18 protein-coding genes, 2 tRNA genes and 1 pseudogene are annotated in these 21719 nt (G+C 72.5%); 9 read left to right on the top strand and 12 right to left on the bottom strand.

From position 1 onward, the window contains the following. Window positions 1-437, bottom strand: a 437-nt coding sequence (locus VE614_RS33310; RefSeq protein WP_324946029.1) for a DUF2510 domain-containing protein, incomplete at its 3' end; no start/stop codon positions are given. 237 nt (window positions 438-674) lie between these two features. Between VE614_RS33310 and VE614_RS33305 the strand changes: the two genes are divergently transcribed. Continuing rightward, window positions 675-1085, top strand: coding sequence for an SsgA family sporulation/cell division regulator (locus VE614_RS33305; protein WP_324946026.1), 411 nt, complete (start codon window positions 675-677; stop codon window positions 1083-1085). Window positions 1086-1109: 24 nt separating this feature from the next. On the opposite strand, the gene VE614_RS33300 is transcribed toward VE614_RS33305, so the two are convergent. Next, window positions 1110-2534, bottom strand: a complete 1425-nt coding sequence (locus VE614_RS33300) for an FAD-binding oxidoreductase (RefSeq protein WP_324946023.1) — start codon at window positions 2532-2534, stop codon at window positions 1110-1112. Window positions 2535-2632: 98 nt separating this feature from the next. Between VE614_RS33300 and VE614_RS33295 the strand changes: the two genes are divergently transcribed. Further along, entirely contained in the window at window positions 2633-4060 is a 1428-nt protein-coding gene (locus tag VE614_RS33295; protein WP_324946020.1) for a tetratricopeptide repeat protein, read from the top strand. Window positions 4061-4094: 34 nt separating this feature from the next. On the opposite strand, the gene hppD is transcribed toward VE614_RS33295, so the two are convergent. Next, window positions 4095-5240, bottom strand: coding sequence for a 4-hydroxyphenylpyruvate dioxygenase (gene hppD, locus VE614_RS33290; RefSeq protein ID WP_324946017.1), 1146 nt, complete (start codon window positions 5238-5240; stop codon window positions 4095-4097). Between the two features lie 122 nt (window positions 5241-5362). Here hppD and VE614_RS33285 point away from each other — a divergent pair, with 122 nt between their 5' ends. Genes VE614_RS33285 through VE614_RS33265 form a run of 5 tightly spaced genes read left to right on the top strand, consistent with a single transcriptional unit; the run spans window position 5363 to window position 9564 of the window. Next, window positions 5363-5848, top strand: coding sequence for an Lrp/AsnC family transcriptional regulator (locus tag VE614_RS33285; protein ID WP_324946014.1), 486 nt, complete (start codon window positions 5363-5365; stop codon window positions 5846-5848). 18 nt (window positions 5849-5866) lie between these two features. Continuing rightward, the gene (locus tag VE614_RS33280; protein WP_324946011.1) at window positions 5867-6514 is read left to right on the top strand and encodes an ABC transporter permease; all 648 of its coding nucleotides are present in this window, start codon (window positions 5867-5869) and stop codon (window positions 6512-6514) included. Further along, a complete protein-coding gene (locus VE614_RS33275) occupies window positions 6507-7748 on the top strand; it encodes a betaine/proline/choline family ABC transporter ATP-binding protein (RefSeq protein WP_324946009.1) in 1242 nt (413 codons plus the stop codon). Before VE614_RS33280 ends, VE614_RS33275 begins: the two co-directional genes overlap by 8 nt. Next, complete coding sequence (locus VE614_RS33270; protein WP_324946006.1) at window positions 7745-8605, top strand: ABC transporter permease; 861 nt, start codon at window positions 7745-7747, stop codon at window positions 8603-8605. Before VE614_RS33275 ends, VE614_RS33270 begins: the two co-directional genes overlap by 4 nt. After that, on the top strand, window positions 8602-9564 hold the full coding sequence (locus VE614_RS33265; protein ID WP_324946003.1) for a glycine betaine ABC transporter substrate-binding protein: 963 nt from the start codon (window positions 8602-8604) through the stop codon (window positions 9562-9564). Before VE614_RS33270 ends, VE614_RS33265 begins: the two co-directional genes overlap by 4 nt. A 5-nt stretch (window positions 9565-9569) precedes the next feature. Here VE614_RS33265 and VE614_RS33260 read toward each other — a convergent pair whose 3' ends face one another. From VE614_RS33260 to VE614_RS33245, 4 genes are all read right to left on the bottom strand, one after another. After that, on the bottom strand, window positions 9570-10358 hold the full coding sequence (locus VE614_RS33260) for a S16 family serine protease (protein WP_324946000.1): 789 nt from the start codon (window positions 10356-10358) through the stop codon (window positions 9570-9572). Window positions 10359-10433: 75 nt separating this feature from the next. Then, window positions 10434-11075 (bottom strand): IclR family transcriptional regulator, encoded by a 642-nt coding sequence (locus VE614_RS33255; protein ID WP_324945998.1) that lies wholly within the window; start codon window positions 11073-11075, stop codon window positions 10434-10436. A 304-nt stretch (window positions 11076-11379) separates the two neighbouring features. Next, window positions 11380-13179 (bottom strand): DEAD/DEAH box helicase, encoded by a 1800-nt coding sequence (locus VE614_RS33250; RefSeq protein WP_324945995.1) that lies wholly within the window; start codon window positions 13177-13179, stop codon window positions 11380-11382. A gap of 148 nt (window positions 13180-13327) precedes the next feature. Continuing rightward, window positions 13328-14785 (bottom strand): MFS transporter, encoded by a 1458-nt coding sequence (locus tag VE614_RS33245; RefSeq protein ID WP_324945992.1) that lies wholly within the window; start codon window positions 14783-14785, stop codon window positions 13328-13330. 195 nt (window positions 14786-14980) lie between these two features. Here VE614_RS33245 and VE614_RS33240 point away from each other — a divergent pair. Together VE614_RS33240 and VE614_RS33235 are read left to right on the top strand one after the other, a co-directional pair. Continuing rightward, window positions 14981-15078: transfer RNA gene (locus tag VE614_RS33240), tRNA-OTHER, on the top strand. Between the two features lie 18 nt (window positions 15079-15096). Beyond that, a tRNA-Cys gene (locus tag VE614_RS33235) sits at window positions 15097-15171 on the top strand. Between the two features lie 56 nt (window positions 15172-15227). Here VE614_RS33235 and VE614_RS33230 read toward each other — a convergent pair. The 5 genes and pseudogenes from VE614_RS33230 to VE614_RS33210 all read right to left on the bottom strand — a co-directional run bounded on the left by VE614_RS33230 (window position 15228) and on the right by VE614_RS33210 (window position 21680). Next, window positions 15228-15995, bottom strand: a complete 768-nt coding sequence (locus tag VE614_RS33230; protein ID WP_324945989.1) for a hypothetical protein — start codon at window positions 15993-15995, stop codon at window positions 15228-15230. A gap of 173 nt (window positions 15996-16168) precedes the next feature. Further along, window positions 16169-16651, bottom strand: a pseudogene (locus VE614_RS33225) (SUKH-4 family immunity protein); the annotation flags it as partial. Between the two features lie 96 nt (window positions 16652-16747). Continuing rightward, window positions 16748-19072, bottom strand: coding sequence for a xanthine dehydrogenase family protein molybdopterin-binding subunit (locus tag VE614_RS33220; RefSeq protein ID WP_324945986.1), 2325 nt, complete (start codon window positions 19070-19072; stop codon window positions 16748-16750). Then, complete coding sequence (locus VE614_RS33215) at window positions 19069-20790, bottom strand: 2Fe-2S iron-sulfur cluster-binding protein (protein ID WP_324945983.1); 1722 nt, start codon at window positions 20788-20790, stop codon at window positions 19069-19071. The genes VE614_RS33220 and VE614_RS33215 overlap by 4 nt, the downstream gene beginning before the upstream one ends. After that, window positions 20787-21680: an FAD binding domain-containing protein gene (locus tag VE614_RS33210; protein ID WP_324945978.1), complete on the bottom strand. Its 894-nt coding sequence runs from the start codon at window positions 21678-21680 to the stop codon at window positions 20787-20789. Before VE614_RS33210 ends, VE614_RS33215 begins: the two co-directional genes overlap by 4 nt. Window positions 21681-21719: the final 39 nt, after the last annotated feature.

Here is a 21719-nt window from a genome sequence, read left to right as displayed (position 1 = left end):
GCGGCCGGCGGGGTGGCCGCGGCGCCGTCCGCGCGGGCGGCGCGGGGGTCCGGGGCGCCGTCGGCGGAGGCCCGCGGGTCGGCGCCCTGCGGGGAGCCCCAGGAGACCCGGCGGTCCTGGTCGCCGCCGAAGCCGGACTGGCGGGAGCGGTCGGCACCCCAGGCGGGCGCGGGTCCCTGCGCGGCGGGTTCCGGCTCGTCGACCGGGTCCTCGTCGAAGAAGTGCGGCCCGGTCTCCTCCACGGACGCGGTCGCGGGCGGGGCCGGACGCACCCCGGGCGGCGGGGCGAGCGGTTCGCCGTCGGCCGGGGCCGGACGGCTGGTGCCCGGTACCCACGCGGCACCGTTCCAGTACCGGACATATCCGGGGATGGAAGGGTCCGGGTAATACCCTTCGCGGGGCCTGTCGTCGCCGGGGGCCGGGGTTGGGGCGCTCATGTCCGTCGTCCCGTATCTGCTCGGGGGTGTAATGGGGGCCTCCACATCTATCAGACGGGCGCACCCCGCACCGCCCGTCCCGCCGTACCCACCCCTTTCGAGCACGGTTGTGCCACCCCCGCGCCACAGTCGCGGAAAGTTCCGGGAACCCGCGTAATGCTCCCGGCCCCGCCCGCTCTCTCCCCGTACGGACCCGCCGCGGGCCCGTCACTGGAGACCGAGCGAGAGGAAACCGCCATGTACACCGTCGTGGAGCGCGAACTGGAGCTGCGGCTCGTCCTGTCCCCCGAGCGCGGCGTCACCGTCCCGGCCCGGCTGGGCTACCGCACCGACGACCCGTACGCCGTCCACATCACCTTCCACATCAACTCGCCGTGCCCGGTGTGCTGGACGTTCGCCCGGGACCTGCTGGTGGAGGGGGTGTCCCGGCCGTGCGGGCAGGGCGACGTGCGGGTGTGGCCGTCGACGTCGGAGGGGCGCGGTGCGGTGCTGATGGCGCTGAGTTCGCCGGACGGGGACGCGCTGCTGGAGGCCCCGGCGGCGCAGGTGTCGGCGTGGCTGGAGCGGACGCTGCGGGTGGTGCCCCCGGGGACGGAGGGCGAGCAGCTGGGCATCGACGACGGTCTCGCCCAGCTCCTCGCCCAGTGAGCGGGAACGCCGGAGCGCCCAAGGTCAGAACAGCTTGCCCGGGTTGAGGATGCCCAGTGGGTCGAAGAGCTGTTTGACGGCCCGCTGCATCTCCAGGCCCACCGGGCCGATCTCCCGGGCCAGCCACTCCTTCTTCAGCACGCCGACGCCGTGTTCGCCGGTGATGGTGCCGCCGAGTTCCAGGCCGAGGGCCATGATCTCGTCGAACGACTCGCGGGCGCGCCGGGACTCGTCGGGATCGGCGGCGTCGAAGCACACGGTGGGGTGGGTGTTGCCGTCGCCCGCGTGCGCGCAGACCCCGATGGTCAGCCCGTACTTCCCGGCGATGCGCTCGACGCCGTCGAGCAGGTCGCCGAGCCGGGAGCGGGGCACGCACACGTCGTCGATCATCGTGGTGCCCTTGACGGCCTCCAGCGCGTTGAGCGACAGCCGGCGCGCCTGGAGCAGCAGTTCGGACTCGGCGGCGTCGTCGGCGAACACCACCTGGGTGGCGCCGGCGGCCTCGCACAGCGCGCCGACGGCGGCGAGGTCGGCGGCCGGGTCGGGGGTGTCGAAGGCGGCGAGCAGCAGCGCCTCGGTGCTCTCCGGGAGGCCCATGCGCGCGAGGTCGTTGACGGCCTTGACCGTCGTACGGTCCATGAGTTCGAGGAGTGACGGGACGTGCCCGCCCGCCCGTCGCCCGCCACCGTCCTTCTGCGGAAGCGCTTCGCGCCCTCCCGCCCCCATGATCCGGCAGACGGCGTCGCAGGCGGCGCTCGCGGACGCGAACTCGGCGGCCAGCACCAGCTGCCGGGGCGGCTGCGGCTTGAGGGCGAGGGTGGCCCGTACGACGACGCCGAGGGAGCCCTCGGAGCCGACGAACAGGCGGGTCAGGTCGTATCCGGCGACGCCCTTGGCGGTGCGACGGCCGGTGGACAGCAGCCGCCCGTCGGCGAGCACGACGTCCAGGCCGAGCACGTACTCGGCCGTCACCCCGTACTTCACACAGCACAGCCCGCCGGCGGCAGTGCCGATGTTGCCGCCGATGGTGCACATCTCCCAGCTGGACGGGTCGGGAGGGTAGTGGAGGCCGTGTTCGTTCACCGCGCGGGAGAGCGTGGCGTTGACGACACCCGGTTCGACCACGGCGATGCGGTCGACCGGGTCGATCTCGATGATCCGGTCCATCTTGGTCAGGGACAGCACGACGCAGTCGTCGGCGGCGTTGGCGCCGCCCGACAGGCCGGTGCGGGCACCCTGCGGGACCACCGGGACGCGCAGCTCGGTCGCGGTGCGCATGACGTGCTGGACCTGTTCGACGGTGCGCGGCAGCACCACCACGGCCGGGGTGCCGGCCGGGCAGAAGCTCGCCATGTCGTGGGCGTAGGAGGCGGTGACGTCGGGGTCGGTCAGGACGGCCTCGGCCGGCAGTCCCGCGAGCAGCCGGTCGATGAGGTGGCTACGGCTCATGATCACAGCGTCGCACTGGGGGCCATCGGTGTGAACCCCGCGGGCGGCACCCTTGGGCTGACCGGATGTGCTCGTCGTATTGACGCACAGTGAACGGCATGAAGACGCAGGACAGCTGGTTTTGCGGGCGTTCGCGCCGGGCCCGGATGGTCACCGGTGTGCTGGCCGGCTCGCTCGCCGGGTCCCTGGTGCTCGGCGGGGCGCTGATGCTGCTGCCGGACGACCGGCCGCCCGTCGCGCCCACGGCGGGACCGGCCGCGGCACGGGCCGCGGTCACCAAGGGGGTGCCGGCCGCGCCGGCCGATCTGTCGGTGCTGATCGGCGACCGGGAGGCGCACCTGCGCAAGCATCCCCGGGACGCCGGGTCGTGGGCGCTGCTGGGCGCCGCGTATGTGGAGCAGGGGCGGCGGACGGCGGACGCCGGGTACTACCCGAAGGCGGAGCGGGCGCTGCACACCTCGCTGAAGGCCCGGCCCCGGGGCAACGCGCAGGCCCTGGACGGGCTGGCGGCGCTGGCCAACGCGCGGCGGGACTACCCGGCGGCACGGAAGTGGGCCGAGGCCGCGCTGAAGGCCGACGGCAAGCGGTGGACGACGTATCCGCTGCTGATCGAGGCGTACACCGGGCTCGGCGACCACAAGGCGGCCCGGCGCACCCTGGACCGGTTGCAGAAGCTGAAGTCCGGGCCGCCCGTGATGGCCCGCGCGGCGGCCGTCTACTGGGACCAGGGGTGGCGGGAGGACGCCGCCGCCCAGCTGTCGGACGCGGCGGCCTCCGCGGGGTCGCCCGCCGAGCGGGCGGCCTGGCTGGAGCGGGCCGGGCAGCTGGCGTGGGAGCGCGGGGAGCGGGAGGCGGCCCTTCGGCACTTCCGGGAGGCTCTGCGCACCGACCCCGAGCTGCGGGCCGCGCAGGCCGGGGAGGGCAGGGCGCTCGCGGCGCTGGGGCGCACGTCGGAGGCGCTGAGCGCGTACCGGGCGGCGCTGGCCAAGCAGCCTTCGCCGGCGTACGCGCTGGAGCTGGGCGAGCTGTACGAGTCGCTGGGTCTGGAGCAGGCGGCCCGGGTGCATTACGAGCTGCTGCGCCAGCGGGTGCGGCTGGCGGCCGCGGGCGGCGCGGACGAGGAACTGCTCCTCGGCCGCTTCGAGGCGGACCACGGGGACGCGGGGGCCGCGGTGCGGCGGCTGCGCGCCGAGTGGCGGCGGCAGCCGTCGATCGCCGTCGCGGACGCGCTGGGGTGGGCGCTGCACCGGGCGGGCGACCACAGGGAGGCGCTGCGGTTCGCGGTGCGGGCGACGGACCGGGAGAAGGAGAACGGGGGCGGGGTGCGCAGCGCGCTGTACGCCTATCACCGGGGGATGATCGAGCGGGACCTGGGGAAGGCCGGTCCCGCTCGTCGTCATCTTCAGGAGGCGCTGCGGCTCAACCCGTGGTTCTCCCCGCTGCACGCCCCGCTCGCCCGGGCCGCGCTGAAGCGGCTGGGCGAGCCGTCGGACCGGCTGCCGCGCGGAGTGCGGGCGCCGGACTGATCCGGGCCGGGGGTTCCTGGCCGGAGGCCCCGGGTCAGAGGTTGCCGCGCTTGGCCTGCTCGCGTTCGATCGCCTCGAACAGGGCCTTGAAGTTGCCCTTGCCGAAGCCCATCGAGCCATGGCGCTCGATGATCTCGAAGAACACGGTCGGGCGGTCCTGGACCGGCTTGGTGAAGATCTGCAGCAGGTAGCCGTCCTCGTCGCGGTCGGCGAGGATCTTCAGCTCGCGCAGCGTCTCGATCGGCACCCGGGTGTCGCCGACCCACTCGCCGAGGGTGTCGTAGTACGAGTCCGGGGTGTCCAGGAACCGCACACCGGCCGCGCGCATGGTGCGCACGGTGGCCACGATGTCGTTGGTGTTCAGCGCGATGTGCTGGACGCCGGCGCCGCCGTAGAACTCCAGGTACTCGTCGATCTGCGACTTCTTCTTGGCGATCGCGGGCTCGTTGATCGGGAACTTGACCTTCAGCGTGCCGTCGGCCACCACCTTCGACATCAGCGCGCTGTACTCGGTCGCGATGTCGTCGCCCACGAACTCCTTCATGTTCGTGAAGCCCATGACCTTGTTGTAGAAGCCGACCCACTCGTTCATCCGGCCGAGTTCCACGTTGCCGACGCAGTGGTCGATGGCCTGGAAGGTGCGCTGGGCGGGCGGCTCGACGATCGGGTCGGCGGCGACGTAGCCGGGCAGGTAGGGGCCGTCGTAGCCGGTGCGCTCGACGAGGGTGTGGCGGGTCTCGCCGTAGGTGGCGATCGCGGCGAGGACGACCGTGCCGTGCTCGTCCTTCACCTCGTACGGCTCGGCGACCGAGCGCGCCCCGTGCTCGACGGCGTAGGCGTACGCCGCCCGCGCGTCCGGCACCTCGATGGCGAGGTCGATGACGCCGTCGCCGTGCTGGGCCACGTGCTCGGCCAGGAAGTGGCCCCAGTCGGTGGCGGGCTTGATGACGGAGGTGAGGACGAAGCGCGCGGAGCCGTTCTCCAGGACGTAGCTGGCGGTCTCGCGGCTGCCGTTCTCCGGTCCGGAGTAGGCGACCAGCTTCATGCCGAAGGCGGTGGAGTAGTAGTGCGCCGCCTGCTTGGCGTTGCCCACGGCGAAGACGACCGCGTCCATTCCCTTGACCGGGAAGGGGTCGGCCTGCCGGGCGGTGTCGGGAGTGTGGTGTGTGGTCTGCGTCATAGCCGAAGCGTGGCTCCGCTCTGCAAGGTGCGCAATAGTTTGGGTTTCTGCTGGGCAATGTGACCAGTGCAGGGTCCGTTTCTGCGGGCTGTCTGTACAGGATGACCACTGGAGGAGCCGCCGTGGCGATCGATCATCTGGACGGCCGCATCATCGTGCTGCTCGCGCGCGAGCCACGCATCGGCGTGCTGGAGATGTCCCGGCGCCTCGGCGTCGCGCGCGGCACCGTGCAGGCCCGCCTGGACCGGCTTCAGTCGAACGGAGTCATCCGCGGATTCGGTCCGCAGGTGGATCCCGCGGCCCTCGGCTACCCCGTGACCGCCTTCGCCACGCTGGAGATCCGGCAGGGCCAAGGAGCCGACGTACGGGCCCACTTGGCGACCGTGCCGGAGGTGCTGGAACTGCACACCACCACCGGCACCAACGACATGCTGTGCCGCCTGGTGGCCCGCTCCAACGCCGATCTCCAGCGGGTGATCGACCGGGTTGTCGGTTTTGATGGCATCGTCCGGGCCTCCACCGCGATCGTCATGGAGAACCCCGTTCCGCTGCGGATCATCCCGCTGGTGGAGCAGGCGGCGCAGGAGGACCCCCGAGGGATGACCTAGCCGTTGGGATGAGGCGATGTGAACTTCTGGGAGTACCTGGGCAATCGCCACCAGCAGCTGCTCACCGACGCCGGGCAGCACGCCAGCGCCGTCTTCCAGTGCATGGTCGTGGCCACCGTCCTCGGTGTGCTGATCGGTGTCGTCACCTATCGCACCGAGTGGGCCGGCAACCTGGCCACCACCGCCACCTCCACCATCCTCACCATCCCGTCGCTGGCCATGATCGGTCTGCTCGTCCCGATCGTCGGCCTGGGCGTGCCGCCGACGGTCATCGCCCTCACCCTCTACGGGCTGCTGCCGATCGTGCGGAACTCGATCGTCGGCCTGCGCGGTGTCGATCCCGCGCTGGTCGACGCCGCGACCGGCATCGGCATGTCCCGGCTGTCCCGGCTGGTGCGGGTGGAGCTGCCGCTGGCCTGGCCGCCGATCCTCACCGGCATCCGGGTCTCGACGCAGATGCTGATGGGCATCGCCGCCATCGCCGCCTACGCCTCCGGACCCGGCCTCGGCAACGAGATCTTCCGCGGGATCGCCTCCCTGGGCAGCAAGAACGCGCTGAACCAGGTGCTCGCGGGCACCCTCGGGATCATCGTCCTCGCCCTGCTCTTCGATGCCGCGTACGTCCTGATCGGACGGCTGACCATCCCGAGGGGGATCCGTGCCTGAGAACACCGTGAGCGGCGGCGCGACGATCGAGCTGGAGAACCTGACCAAGCGCTACCCCGGCAACCCCGCCCCGTCCGTGGACAACGTCAGCATGGAGATCGGCGCGGGCGAGACGGTGATCTTCGTGGGGCCGTCCGGCTGCGGCAAGTCGACCACCCTGAAGATGATCAATCGGCTGATCGAGCCGACCAGCGGCCGGATCCGCATCAACGGCGAGGACGTCACCGACATCGACCCGGTGAAACTGCGCCGCAAGGTCGGCTACGCCATCCAGTCCGCCGGACTCTTCCCGCACATGACCGTCGCCCAGAACATCGGCATCGTCCCGAAGATGGTCGGCTGGTCCACGTCGCGGATCCGCGACCGGGTCGAGGAACTGCTCGACCTCGTCGGCCTGGACCCCGGCGAGTTCCAGGGCCGCTACCCGCGCCAGCTCTCCGGCGGCCAGCAGCAGCGCGTCGGTGTGGCCCGGGCACTGGCCGCCGACCCGCCCGTACTGCTGATGGACGAGCCGTTCGGCGCGGTCGACCCGATCACCCGCGACCACCTCCAGGACGAGCTGATCCGGCTCCAGCACGAGCTGCACAAGACGATCGTGTTCGTCACCCACGACTTCGACGAGGCGATCAAGCTCGGCGACCGGATCGCCGTACTGCGCGAACGCTCGCACATCGCCCAGTTCGACACCCCGGAGGCGATCCTCACCAACCCGGCGGACGACTTCGTCTCCGGCTTCGTCGGCGCGGGCGCCGCGCTGAAACGCCTCAACCTCACCCGGGTGCGGGACGTGGAGATCACCGACTATCCGACGGTGACCGTCGACGACCCGCTCCAGGACATCTTCGACAGGCTGCGCCGCAGCGGCACCAACGAGATCCTGCTGCTGGACAAGCGGGGCCGCCCCTACAAGTGGCTGCGCCGTGGCGACCTGATGCGGGCCAAGGGCTCCCTGGCCCGCGCCGGCACCCTGGTGCACGACACGGTGACCCGGGAGGCCACCCTGCGCGACGCCCTGGAGGCGGTGCTCACCGACAACGCCGGGCGGGTCGCGGTGACCGGCCGGCGCGGCGAGTACACCGGCGTCGTCGACATGGAGACCCTGATGAACTCCGTGCACGAGCTGCTGGAGGCCGACCGGCTCGACGCGATGGAGCACCGGCACGAACTGGAGGAGGCCCGCGAAGAGCTGACCCACGCCGAGCAGGAGGGCCACGAAGGGGAGGCGAAGGCGTGACGACCGCACCCGACCGCGGGCCCCGCCCGGAGGGCGAGCACGAGGTCAGAGGGCTGCCCTTCCGGGACGACGGCGAGGCCGAACTGGAGCCGGTGCCGCATCTGCGGCCCGCGCGGCCCCGCCGGATCGGCTGGCGCAAGCTGACCATCGTGCCCGCCTTCCTGGTGGCCATGCTGCTGGCGACCTGGCTCTGGTTCGACCAGGCCGACCTCGACACCATCTCCGAGAACGCCCTGTCCGGCGGCCAGGTCTCCCAAGCGCTCTGGCAGCACGTCCAGCTGACGGTGATCTCCACCTTCTTCGTGCTGATCATCGCCATCCCGCTGGGCGTCCTGCTGACCCGGAAGGCCTTCCGCAAGGGCGCCCCGGTGGCGATGGCGCTGGCCAACATCGGCCAGGCCACCCCCGCGATCGGCCTGCTCGCGCTGCTGGTGATCTGGCTCGGCATCGGCCGCCGGTCGGCCCTGATCGGCATCATCGTCTACGCCGTGCTGCCGGTCCTCTCCAACACCATCGCCGGTCTCAAGGCGAACGACCCGACGCTGCTGGAGGCGGCCCGCGGCATCGGCATGTCCCCGCTGGGCGTGCTCGTCAGGGTGGAACTCCCGCTCGCCGTCCCGCTGATCCTGGCGGGCGTGCGCACCGCCCTCGTGCTGAACGTGGGCACGGCGACCCTGGCGACGTTCGGGGGCGGCGGCGGCCTCGGCGTCCTGATCACCACCGGCATCACCAACCAGCGCATGCCGGTGCTGCTGCTGGGCTCGATCCTCACCATCGCCCTGGCCCTGCTGGTGGACTGGCTGGCCTCCCTGGCCGAGCTGCTGCTGCGGCCCCGGGGCCTGGAGGTGGGCACATGAGACGGCCCTGCCTCCTGCTCGCCGGACTGCTGGTGGCCGCCTCCGGATGCGGTCTGACCAGTGGCTCCCCCATGGTCGACGACGTACGGCCCGGCTCCATCGGGCAGGGCGAGCCCCTCAAGGGCGCCGATCTCACCGTGACGTCCAAGTCGTTCACCGAACAGCTCATCCTCGGCGCGATCATCGGCATCGCCTTCCAGGCGGCCGGCGCGGAGGTCCTCGACCGGACGGGCATCCAGGGCTCCATCGGCTCCCGCGAGGCCGTGCGCGGCGGTGACGCGGACGCCGTGTACGAGTACACCGGCACCGCCTGGATCACCTACCTCGGCAACAAGGAGCCCATCCCCGACCCGCGGCAGCAGTGGCGGGCGGTGCGCGACGCCGACCGGAAGAACGGCCTGACCTGGCTGGCCCCGTCCTCCCTCAACAACACGTACGCCCTGGCGATGAACCAGGCCAACTTCGAGAAGTACGGCACGAAGACGCTCTCGGACGTGGCCGCGCTGGCGAAGAAGGACCCCGGCGCGGTGACCCTGTGCGTCGAGGGCGAGTTCGCCAACCGGGCGGACGGGCTGCCGGGCATGCAGAAGGAGTACGGGATGAGCGTCCCGGCCGGCCGCATCACCCAGATGGACACCGGCATCATCTACACCCAGGCCGCCAAGGGCAGTTGCACCTACGGCGAGGTCTTCACCACCGACGGGCGGGTCAAGTCCATGAACCTGGTGGTGATGGAGGACGACAAGAAGTTCTTCCCCAACTACAACGCGGCCCCGGTGATCAACACCAGGACGCTGAAGGAGTGGCCCGCGATCGCGGACATCCTCGACCCGATCACGGAGAAGCTGAACAACGACGTGGCGCAGACCCTCAACGCCAAGGTCGACGTGGACGGCGAGGACCCCCACCAGGTCGCGCTGGACTGGCTGGTGGCGGAGGGGTTCGTGAAGGAGGGCTGACGGTTTCAGCAGGAGGGGACGGGCCGGCCGGACTCCAGCGCGACGAGGGACTGCACGGCGCCCTTCAGCGTGGTCACCGGAATCAGCCGCAGCCCCTTCGGCAACTCCGCCTGCGCGTCCGAGCACTCGGCCTCCGGCACCAGGAACACGGTCGCGCCGTCCCGCCGCGCGGCCTGTGTCTTGAGCGCCACCCCGCCCACCGCGCCGACCTCGCCGTCCGCGGTGATGGTGCCGGTGCCGGCGATCGTACGGCCGCCGGTGAGGTCGCCGCCGCGGCCGTTGCCGTCCAGCTTGTCGACGATGCCCAGCGAGAACAGCAGACCCGCGCTGGGCCCGCCGACGTCCTTCAGCTCCAGTTCCACCTCGATGCCGTCGTCGGCGCGGCCGAGATAGTTCAGCGCGGCGGCGGTCGCCGCGTCCTGCGACTCCCTCATCTGCTCCGCGTTGTACTTCTCGATCTCCTTGACGCTGTCACCGCTCGGATAGACCGCGTCCAGCGGCATCACGGCCCGGTCGGCCCGGAACCACCCGTCGACCACGTCCCCCAGCGACACCCGCGCGTCCGGGCCGGTCGCCACGATGGTCGTCATCCGCAGCTCACCCCGCGTGTCCCGGCTGGGCGCCCCCGAGATGGTGATCACCGGGGTCCCCTTGTCCTTCCCCAGCACATCCGCGGTCGTCCCCGGCTGCGCCACCGAGAACGGCAACGGCGCGAACACCGCCGTGGCGACAAGCCCCACCACCGGCAGAGCACAGACAGCGAGGGCCTGGGGGCGCGAGAGACGAGAGAGCACGGAGCCAATCTAACCTGCGTCACCCGCGTCGCCCGCGGGCGGTGGCGCCGCCTGGGGCGGCACCGGCCGGCACGGCTACCGCAGCGCCTCCGCGACCTCCCGGGCCGCCTCGACGACCCGTGTCCCGACCCGCTCGGGCACGGCGTCGGCGAGCATCACGACACCCACGCTCCCCTCCACCCCGGTGACGCCGAGCAACGGCGCCGCCGCCCCACTCGCCCCGGCCTCCAGCTCGCCGTGCGTCAACGTGTACCCGGGATCCCCGGCCGGCTTCGCCCGCGCGGACAGGATCGCCTTCCCCGCGGCCCCCCGGTCCAGCGGATGCCGGAACCCGGCCCGATACGCCACGTGATAATCCGTCCACGTCGGCTCCACCACCGCGACGGCCAGCGCCTCCGCCCCGTCGACCAGCGTCAGATGCGCCGTCGCCCCGATGTCCTCCGCCAGCGACCGCAGCGCCGGCAGCGCCGCCTCCCGCACCAGCGGGTGCACCTGCCGGCCCAGCCCCAGCACACCCAGCCCCACCCGGGCACGCCCGCCCAGGTCACGTCGTACGAGTGCGTGCTGCTCCAGCGTGGCCAGCAACCGGTATACCACCGTCCGGTTCACACCCAGTTTGGTGGACAGCTCGGTGACGGTCAGCCCGTGGTCCGTGTCGGCCAGCAGCTTGAGGACCCGCAGTCCCCGGTCGAGCGTCTGAGAGGTCTCCGCGGTCACGACGCCCACTCCTTAAGTGGTGAGGTCGGCAGCCCCCTCGCGGCGGATGCGTCGCCGAGTCCCGTCAGCGACGCGCTTCAGAGGCTGCCGATCGGCCGGCGGCCCGGCCTGTACCGAGCCGCGTCGCTTCACGGCTGCGCTCCGCGGCGGCGCTGCCACGGGGCGTGTGCGTAGCGGGACAGTAGCGAGCCGGTTCGCTGAGCGGAAGGCTCCGTCCAGAATCCGGGCAGTGGCCGATATGACCTGCCGCGATATGTCCCGATTCGTACGGCGTGCGGGAGAACCTCTCAAGCCCCCGGCGGGGCTACCGCATCCGCGTGGCCCACTCCTGCACCTTGGCGATCCGCTGCCGCAGCTGCCCGGCCGTCGCCTCCGCGGCCGGCGGCCCGCCGCAGACCCGGCGCAGCTCGGTGTGGATCACCCCGTGCGGCTTGCCGCTCTGATGGACGTACGCGCCGACCATCGTGTTGAGCTGCCGCCGCAGCTCCATCATCTCCTTGTGGGAGACCACGGGCCGCCGCTCGGCGGGCAGCTCCAGCAGGTCCGCCTCGGTGTCCGGCTTCTTCTTGCTGTGCGCGATCTGCCGCGCCTGCCGCTTCTGCAGCAGCAACTGCACCTGCTCGGGTTCGAGGAGCCCCGGAATACCGAGGTAGTCCTGCTCCTCCTCGCTGCCCGGGTGGGCCTGCATGCCGAACTCGGCGCCGTTGTACATGACCCGGTCGAAGACGGCGTCGGACTCCAGCGCCTCGAAGGGCAGCATGTCCTGCTCGCCGGTGTCCTCGTCCTGCTGCTTCTCCGCCTCCTGGAGGAGCTTCTCCTCCTCGGCGTACGGGTCCTCCTCGCCGTCCTTCTTCGGCTTGTCGAGGACGTGGTCGCGCTCGCGCTCCATCTCGTTGGCGAAGCCGAGGAGGTCGGGCACGGTCGGCAGGAACACCGACGCGGTCTCGCCGCGGCGGCGCGACCGCACGAAGCGTCCGACGGCCTGGGCGAAGAACAGCGGTGTGGAGATCGTCGTCGCGTACACGCCGACCGCGAGGCGCGGCACGTCGACGCCCTCGGACACCATCCGGACGGCGACCATCCACCGGTCGGTGCTGTTGCTGAACTCGTCGATCCGGCTGGACGCGCCCGCGTCGTCGGAGAGGACGAGGGTCGCCTTGTGGCCGGTGATGTCCCGGATGAGCTTGGCGTAGGCGCGGGCCGACTCCTGGTCGGAGGCGATGACGAGGGCGCCCGCGTCCGGGATCGCCTTCCTGACCTCGGTGAGGCGCTGGTCGGCGGCGCGCAGGACGGCCGGCATCCAGTCACCGCGCGGATCCAGCGCCGTGCGCCAGGCCTGGCTGATCGCGTCCTTGGTCATCGGCTCGCCGAGCCGCGCCTCGATCTCGTCGCCGGCCTTGGTCCGCCAGCGCATGTTGCCGCTGTAGGAGAGGAAGATGACGGGGCGGACGACGCCGTCGGCGAGCGCGGAGCCGTAGCCGTACGTGTAGTCGGCCGACGACCGGCGGATACCGTCCGCCCCCTCCTCGTACGTCACGAAGGGGATCGGGTTGGTGTCGGAGCGGAACGGCGTACCGGTCAGCGCCAGGCGCCGGGTCGCCGGCTCGAACGCCTCCAGGCACGCCTCGCCCCAGGACTTGCTGTCACCGGCGTGGTGGATCTCGTCGAGGATGACGAGGGTCTTGCGCTGCTCGACCCGGTTGCGGTGCAGCATGGGCCGCACTCCCACACCGGCATACGTCACGGCCACGCCGTGGTACTCCCGGCCCAGCGGGCCCGCGCTGTACTCCGGGTCCAGCTTGATCCCTATCCGCGCGGCGGCCTCGGCCCACTGCTTCTTCAGATGCTCGGTGGGGGCGACCACGGTCACCTGCTGCACGACGTGGTGGTGCAGCAGCCAGGACGCCAGCGTCAGCGCGAAGGTCGTCTTGCCGGCGCCCGGGGTGGCGACCGCCAGGAAGTCACGCGGCTGCTCCTGGACGTACTTCTCCATCGCCCCCTGCTGCCAGGCACGCAGCTTGCTGGCGGTGCCCCAGGGGGCGCGGCCGGGAAAGGCAGGTGAGAGGTGGTGCGAGGAGGAGGACGAGGCGGCGGTGGTAGTCACGGTCTCCGGGGTGGGGGTAGGACGGCTCGGCTACGTATGACAACCGGGCCACCCTACCGGCGGCCCGGCACCGTCAACGCGCGAACGAGGCCGGGTCGCCCGAGGGTGGGACCCACGTCACAACACCCTCGGTGACACCGCCTGTCACTCACCGCTCCCGCAGCCGTGTCGTCACCCACGCGCCCGCCAGCGCCACCCCCGCCATGGGCAGGAAGACCGCGGCGAACGCGGCCGGATGGGAGGCCGCGCCGGCGGCCCCGGCGGTGGCGTGGGCGACCGTGCCGCCGCCCAGCGCGGCGAAGGCGGCGCCGCCGATCGCGAGGAGGATCACATTCGACAGGCCGTCGGAGATCTGGAGGGCGGCGGAGTTGGTGCCCGCCTCCTCGGGGGCGGACAGCTGCAGCAGCAGCACACTGGTGGAGGAGATCACCAGGCCCATGCCGAAGCAGCCGAAACCCCAGGCGACGGCGACCGTCCACACCGGCACCGCGTCGATCAGCACGCTCGGCGCGCTCGCGATGGCCGCCGCCGCCAGCACCATGCCCAGCGTCATCAGCCGCTCCCGGTACGGCTCCACGCGGGGTCGCGACTGAACCCAGGAGCCGAGCGCCCAAGTGGCTCCGCCCGCCGCCAGCGAGAACCCGGCGAGCGTCGGCGACAGGCCGCGCTGGGTGACCAGCATCAGCGGCACGAAGGAGTCCGCCGCGATGAACGAGCCCGCCGCGACACCGCGCAGCAGCACCACCGAGGGCAGCCCGCGCGCCGCCCGGTAGGTGCCGCGCGGCAGCAGTCCGAGCGCCGCCGGGACCAGCAGCGCGGCACCGACGGCGCCGGGCAGCAGGGAGAACCAGCGCAGGTCCTGGGCGGCGTACTGGAGGAGTCCGGCGCCCAGCGAGATGCCGAGCGCCAGCCGGATGCGGCGGCCGTCGGAGGAGGCGTCCCGGTCCGGGCCGCCGACCGGGCCGGACGCCAGGCGCCGGATCTGCGGCAGCGCGAGCGCCAGCGGCAGCACGACGAGGACCGGCATGCCGAGGAACACCCAGCGCCAGCCGAGGTGCTCGGTGACCGCGCCGGCGGCCAGCGGCCCGACGACCGACGGCACGACCCAGCTCGCGGCGAACGCGGCCATGATCGCGGGTCGCAGCCGCTCGGGGTAGGCGCGGCTGACGATCACATACAGCGCGACGATCACCAGTCCGCCGCCGAGGCCCTGCACGGCCCGCCCGAGGATGAACAGCCACATCGCCCCGGACGTCCCGGACAGCAGCAGCCCCACCGCGAAACCGGTGATACCACAGGTCAGCGGGGCCAGTGGGCCGCGCCGGTCGGACCACTGACCGGCGAGCACCATCGCGAACAGGCTGGTCGTGAAGTATCCGGAGAACGCGAACGCGTACAGCGACACCCCGTCCAGCTCGCGCGCCGCGACCGGCATCGCGGTCCCGACTGCGGTCGCCTCGAAGGCGATCAGCAGGGTGACGGAGACGATGCCGATGCTCAGCGCCCGATACGGCCGGCCGAGCACGCCGTCGGTCGGCGACTGCGGTATGTCGACGGGGTCTGCTGCGTCCGCGACGTCGGAGTCGCGTGGATTCGGGGCGGCCATGCCCGCCAGGGTAAGGGGCTCGGCGGCAGTTGACCCCTGTCGGGAGACGGTGATCTCCTCCGCCGTTGGTCCTACGCCCCCTGCCACCGCCTCCCGTCACGCCCCCGCGTGAACGGCGTATGGCAGTCATGTTGCGGCCCCCGGCGAACCCTTGAGCCCTTTGCCGCCCCGCCCGTACGGTCGAGTCAACACGTTGGCCGTGTGCCCGAGTGGTTCAGGGACTCGCCTGCACCGCGTACATCAGCGAGCTCCGCTCGCGGGGAGTTACGCGGGTTCGATTCCCGCCACGGCCACGTGAGTGAGTTGGTCATGGCCGTGTGCCCGAGTGGTTCAGGGACTCGCCTGCAAAGCGAGTTACGCGGGTTCGATTCCCGCCACGGCCTCCACGAAAGTCAGGCAGGCAGGGGCGACACGCATGAGTGCCGCCCCTTTCACCGGTCTGTCAGCTGGTGTATCCGCTGACCTGCCTCAGCCTGTAGCCCTGTTCGACAAGCTCATTGAACTTCCCTTGGTATCCCGATGGATCGAGACCGTGGAAGGCAACGAACGGCGGTCCCTCACGCTGCTCGAACACCCCCGCATAACGAACCCCACCCCCATCCCCGTAACCACTCACATGCGTCGGCCGGAACCCCTGCCCCACAAGCTCATCGAACCGCGCCTGATACCCCGCCGGATCGAGACCGTGGAAGGCAAACCATGAGGGGCCTACAGCGCGTTCCCAGACTCCTGCGAACCGATCACCCTCCACGGACACCGCGCTCGATGTCGTGCAGGCGATACCTTCGTCGCCGACCGTGCAGTACCCGTTCTCCAGCGTGTACGTGACTTCCGCGTCTCCCCCCTCTCCCCCGGTGTGCAGAATGGTGAAACCGGTCAAGGGGAACGGTGTCGCGGCTGGCGTCACGTTCTCGTGGTACTCGTTACTGCCGCTGAACGGGTTGTTCCAGTGGACGTAGATGTCACCGATGCGTACGCCGTCTATGTCCTCGATCTGGTACCGGACCCGCCCCTCGGTGCCTGTCAGGAGACCGTTGGATTCGGACTCCCACTCACCGAAGTCTCCGATCATCAGCGGAGGCTTGGTGACCCACTCCCCGTGCTCGAGCTCCATCGAGGTACGCCTGAGGTTCAGGGGTTCCGCACGATCGGGCATCCACCACAGAAGAGCGCGATTCACCAACCTGACCCGCGTGGACCTGGCGGCCATGATGAGCACCTTCTTCCAGGACGTTCCACTGATTCCAACCTACGCTTCAGGGAACGCACTCGCTCGCCGGAGACCGCCTGCCTCCGGCGAGCTGGTTGAAGTTGCGACTTTCCGGCGGATCCGGGGCGGATCGGAAAGAGCGCCGCCCTCCGGCACCCTTACGCGGGTTCGATTCCCGCCACGGCCTCCAGTCCTTCCCTTGTCTCCGTGCCGTTGGTGCGCAACAGGCAGAGGGCCAGGACCAGTTCGGAGACATCCCGGTTCAGGGGGTCCAGGCGGGCCTCCGGTTCGGTCCAGCGGAGGATCTCGCCGGACGTGCCGTCCACCACCAGGCCCGCGTCGCCGATCAGGCGGCCGAGGCGTATCAACCGGTCCGCGTCCCGCGGGAGTCGGTCCAGGGGGAAGCCGCCCGTGTACTCCTCGTCCGTGTAGTACTCGGTGAGCGTCGGCAGCGGCAGGTCCGTGTCCAGGGAGAACAGGACCTCGTCCGCGGGCAGGCCCGTCTCGCGGAGGAAGCGGCGGGTCGGTTCATGGGTGAGCGTCGCGGGGAAGTCGACGTCCTCGAAGCGAGCCACGCGGCCCCGGCCGAACTCCTGGTCCAGCAGGCGCGAGGACAGGTCGAGGGCGAGGCCCGATGCGGTGGCCGGGGTGCTGATCGCCGTGACGACGGCGCCGGTCGTGCTCATGGGAAGAACCCTACGCGGCGCCACTGACAACGCCCCCGACCAGGCCGAATCCGGCGTATCCGGGGCTTACTGCGCCATCACGACCGCCGCCTGCGGCCGGATCGGCAGCCGGTTCACCGGGCGGCCCGTCGCCGCCCGTACCGCCGACGCGATCGCCGCCGGCGACGCCACCACCGGCACCGCGCTGACCGCCTTCGCGCCGAACGGCGCGACCACGTCCCGCTCCTCGACCAGTTTCACGATCCGGATGTCCGGCGCGTCCAGAGCCGTCGGCAGGGCGTAGCCGGTGAGATCGGGGTGCCGTATCACCCCGCGCGGGGTGCGCAGGTTCTCGGTGAGCGCGATGCCGACGCCCTGGGTGACGCCCGCCTCGATCCGGGCCGCCAGCTGGGCGGGGTTCAGCACCCGGCCGACATCCTGGGCGACCGCCAGCTCCACCACCCGGACGGCGCCCAGCTCGATGTCGACGTCGACCACCGCGCGGATCGCGCAGAAGGCGAGGCCCACGAAGGCATCGCCCTGCCCGGCGTCGTCCAGCGGCTCGGTGGGGTGCGGGCGGCACTGCGCGGTCGCCCACAGCTCCTTGCCGTCCAGGGCCTCGGTGACGGTGGTCGACAGGACCCCGTCATACGAGGTGATCTTGCCGTCGGCGATCTGCAGCAGCTCGGTGGACATGCCGAACTTCTGGGCCAGCGGCTGGAGCAGCTGGGCGCGGACCATCTTGGCGGCCCGCTCCACCGCGCCGCCCGACACCCAGGTGTGACGGCCCCGGCAGCCCGCCCCGGCAGGTGGCTGGTCGGTGTCCACCGGCGCCACGTGCACGTCGTCGACGCCCAGGATCTCCTGGACGATCTGCCGGGCCAGGGTGGTGAAGCCCTGGCCGGTCTCGACGGCCGCGCAGAGCACGGTCGCCACCCCGTCCTGGACCTTGACCGTGGCCGTGGAGACCTCGTCGGCGCCCTCCGCGCCGAGCATGTGCACCATGCCCAGGCCGTACCCCACGCCCCGCCGCACGGCGCCCGGTTCGCCCGCGCCCTCGGGGCCGCCGGGCAGCAGCCACTCCTCCTCGGGAGTGTCCTTCGGCAGCGGCGGGAGCGGGAAGTCGCGGACCGCCTGGAGGAGTTCGGCGACCGGCGCGGGACAGGTCACGGTCTGGCCGGTGGGCAGCACGTCGCCGGTCGCCATGACGTTGCGCAGCCGCAGCTCCGCCGGTTCGATGCCGAGCTTCTTGGCGAGCTTGTCCATCTGCGCCTCGTACGCCGCGCAGACCTGCATCGCGCCCTCGCCGCGCACATGGCCGGAGGGCGGGTTGTTGGTGCGCACGGCCCAGCCCTCGATGAAGGCGTTGGGGACGACGTAGGGGCCGCAGGCGAACGACACGGCCGCCGCCAGCGCGTCCGCCGAGGTGTCCGCGTACGCGCCCGCGTCCAGCAGGATCTGCGCCTCGACCTTCACCAGCCGGCCCTCGGCGTCCGCGTGGTGGCGGTAGCGCAGCAGGGTGGGGTGCCGGTGGACGTGGCCCAGGAAGGACTCCTCCCGCGTGGCGGTCAGTTTCACCGGGCAGCCGGTCTTCAGGGCGAGCAGCCCGAGCGGCAGCTGGAAGCCCTGGTCCTCGCGGTCGGCGGTGGCGCCGGGAACGCCGGTGACGACGACCTTGACGCGCTCGGGCTCCAGGCCGAAGGCGGCGGCGGCCGTGTCGCGGTCGCCGTGCGGGTCGGTGGAGGCCACGTACAGCTCGACGCCGCCGTCCGGGCGCGGCACGGCGAGGCCCGCCTCGGCTCCGATGGGCGCGGGGTCCTGGCGGCCGATGCGGTACAGGCCCTCGACGACGACCTCGCCGGCCGCCTCCGGGTCGCCGTGGCGCAGCGGGATGTGCCGGATCAGATTGCCGTCGGGGTGCAGCGGCTCGGCCTCGAAGGCCTGCTCCGGGTCGGTCACCGGGTCGAGCAGCTCGTACTCGACGATGACGGCCGCGGCGGCCATCCGCGCGGTGTCCGGGTGGTCGGCGGCGACGGCGGCGATGGGCTCGCCGTGGTGGCGGACGACCTCGGAGGCGAAGACCGGGCGGTCGGCCTTGCCCCGGCCGTACAGCGGGCTGCCGGGCACGTCCTCGTGGGTGACGACCGCGCGGACGCCGGGCATCGCGCGCGCGTGCGTGGTGTCGATGGACGTGATCCTCGCGCGCGCGTGCGGGGCGCGCAGCACGGCCGCCCACAGCAGGCCCTCGGCCCACAGGTCGGCCGCGTACGGGAAGGTGCCCTCGGTCTTCGCGCGCGCGTCGGCGGCGGGCAGGGAAGAGCCGAGGCCGTGCGGGATCGGCTCCGGGGCGGGGCCGCCCTCCGCGGTGCCGGCCGCGGTGGCGGTGGTCGCGGTGGCGGCTTCGTTGCTCACGCCTGGCCTCCGTCCTGCGGGTCGTACGGCTGGTTCTGCTGCTGGTTGTGCGGCTTCTCGCGCGGCTCGAACGCCGAGGGGTGGACGCCGCCGGCGCCCGGGCCCGCCTGGTGCGGGATACGGGCCTCGTCGGCGCCGGGCTCGCCCGGGTCACCCGCGGTGTGCGCGTCGCGCTCGGCGACGACCTCCTGGACGGCGTCGACGACGGCCCGGTAGCCGGAGCAGCGGCACAGGTTGCCGCACAGCGCCTGGCGGGTCTCCAGCTCGGTCGGTGCCGGGTTGCCCTCCAGCAGGTCGTGCACGGTCATCGCCATGCCGGGCACGCAGAACCCGCACTGCACCGCGCCGCACCGGGCGAGCGCCCGCTGCACGTCCGAGGGCTGCCCGTCGACGGCCAGGCCCTCGACGGTGCGCACCTCGCTGCCGGCGGCGGTCACGGCGGGCACCAGACAGGAGGCCACGAGCCGCCCGTCGACCTGGACGTTGCACGCTCCGCACTCGCCCTGCGAGCAGCCGTCCTTGGCGCCCGCGAGGCCGAGCCGTTCGCGCAGCACGTACAGCAGCGACTCGCCGATCCACGCGTCGGTGACGGGCCGGTCGCTGCCGTTGACGCGCAGCACGTAGGAGGCGAGGGGGTGTTCGTCGTGCGGCGGGGCGGGGGGTTCCTCGGCGGGCCCGGCGGAATCCTGTCCGGCTGCCCGGTCCCGCGCCGCGGCGTCGGGCTCGGCGGACGACGGGGTGTCCTCCGCGGACGCGGCCTCCGGCCGCTCCTCGGCTTCCGCCGCCCGTCCGGCCTCCGGGGGCGCCTCCGCAGAGCCCTCAGCCGGGCCCTCGGCGCCCGTGGAGGCCTCCACGGCGCCTCGGGGGCCTTCGGCATCCTCGGAAGCCTTAACGGCCCCGGAAGCCGCCTCCACGGCCTCCGTGGCCGCCATGGGCTCCACGGGCTCCACGGGCTCCGCGGCGTACGTCCCCTGCGCGGGTGTCGGCTCCGGGTGCGCGAACTCCGGGTGCGCGGACTCGGGGTGGTTCTGCTCCGGGTGGGTCCGCTCGCCGTAGGCCTGCTCGGGCAGCTCCGGCTCGTGCGGCGCCGGCCCGGGCTGCGGTCCCGTGGCCTGGCGGGCCCACGCCTGCCCCGCGCCTTCCGTCGCCCAGGGCGCGGGGGCGCCGCCGGGCAGGGTCGCGGGCGGGGTGCCGCCCCACTGCTCGACCAGGGCGGAGGTGGTGAACTCGCCGGACTCGTCCGGAAGGTCGCCCCCCGCGACGGGGATCGACCACTGGCCGGTGACGTCGTGGCCGGGTGCGGACGGCGCCGCGGCCGCCGGAGCGGTCCCGGCCGTGTCCTCGTACGTCTCGTACGTCCACTGCCCGGTCGCCCCGGGGTCGTACGTGAACCGGTCGTGCCCGGCGTCCTGCTGCCGCGCCGTGTTCGGGTCGGGCCACTGGGCGCCGACCGCGGGCATGCTCCAGGTGCCGGTGGCCGCCGGGTCGGTGCCCGCGGTGGTGGCCGGGGTGACCGTTATGGGCGGCGGCACATAGCCGTGCCCGGGTGCGGCGAGCGGGCTCTCGGAGGAGGCGAGCAGCGCGTCGATGCCGCCTTCGGGGAGCTTCACGAACGCGGTGGCGCCGTCGTCGTAGTCACCCTGGGGCAGCGGGTCCCAGCGGCCGCCGCCCTGGGGGGCGCCCTGTCCGTGCCGGTCTCCGTGCTGGTCGTCGGTCACGACAGCGCCCTCCCCAGTGCTCGTCGGGCCAGCGCGGCGACGGTGCGCCGCAGGTGCAGTACGGCGGGCGGCAGCGGCTGGACGGTGCCGTCCTCGGTGGGTGCCGGATCGGGGATGCAGGCCGCGGCGACGTACTCGCCGAAGGCCCGCAGCGCCTCGGGCACGATCGCCCGGTCGTTGTCCCAGTCGATGAGCTGGGCGACCCACTGCTCGGCCTCCAGGGGCCGCAGCGGCATCGGCGCTATGGCGCCCACGGCGCAACGGACTCCGCGCCGCGCGGGGTCGAGGACCAGGGCGACGGAGGCGACGGCCCGGCCGGGGCCGGTGCGGCCGGTCGCCTTCAGGAAGACCTGCGGGGCGTGCAGCAGCGGCACGCGCACGTAGCCGATGAGTTCCCCGCCGCGCAGCATGTCCATCCCGGCCAGCAGGTGCGACACCGGGATCTCCCGGCGGGCCCCGCCCGGACCGGCGATGATCAGGGTCGCCTCCAGGGCGGCCAGCACCGGCAGCGCGTCGCCGGTGGGGGCGGCGGAGGCGATGTTGCCGCCCAGGGTGCCCGCGTTGCGGATGTGCGGCGGGCCCGCGGCGCGCGCGGCGGCGGCGAGCGCGGGGATGAGGGCGGCGAAGTCGGGGCGGCCCATGCGCGCGTGCGTGAGGCCCGCGCCGAGCAGGGCGTGACCGTCCAGGTACTGCCAGCCGCGGATCTCGCTGATCCGGCCGAGGCCGACCAGTCCGGCGGGCCTGAGCTGACCGGAGTTGACGGCGGTCATCAGGTCGGTGCCGCCCGCCACCGGGACCGCGGCGGGCATCGCGCTGAGCGCCGCCACGGCCTCGTCGAGTGTGGCGGGCAGGGTGACGGCCTGCGCCGCCTGCGGTGCGTGCGTGGTCAAACCGGCTGCCCCTTCCCGCTGCCCACCTGGTCCCGCCTG

The organism is Streptomyces sp. (assembly GCF_035645055.1).
In the GTDB taxonomy this organism is placed as follows: domain Bacteria; phylum Actinomycetota; class Actinomycetes; order Streptomycetales; family Streptomycetaceae; genus Streptomyces.
This window is presented reverse-complemented; position numbering and strand designations above follow the sequence as displayed.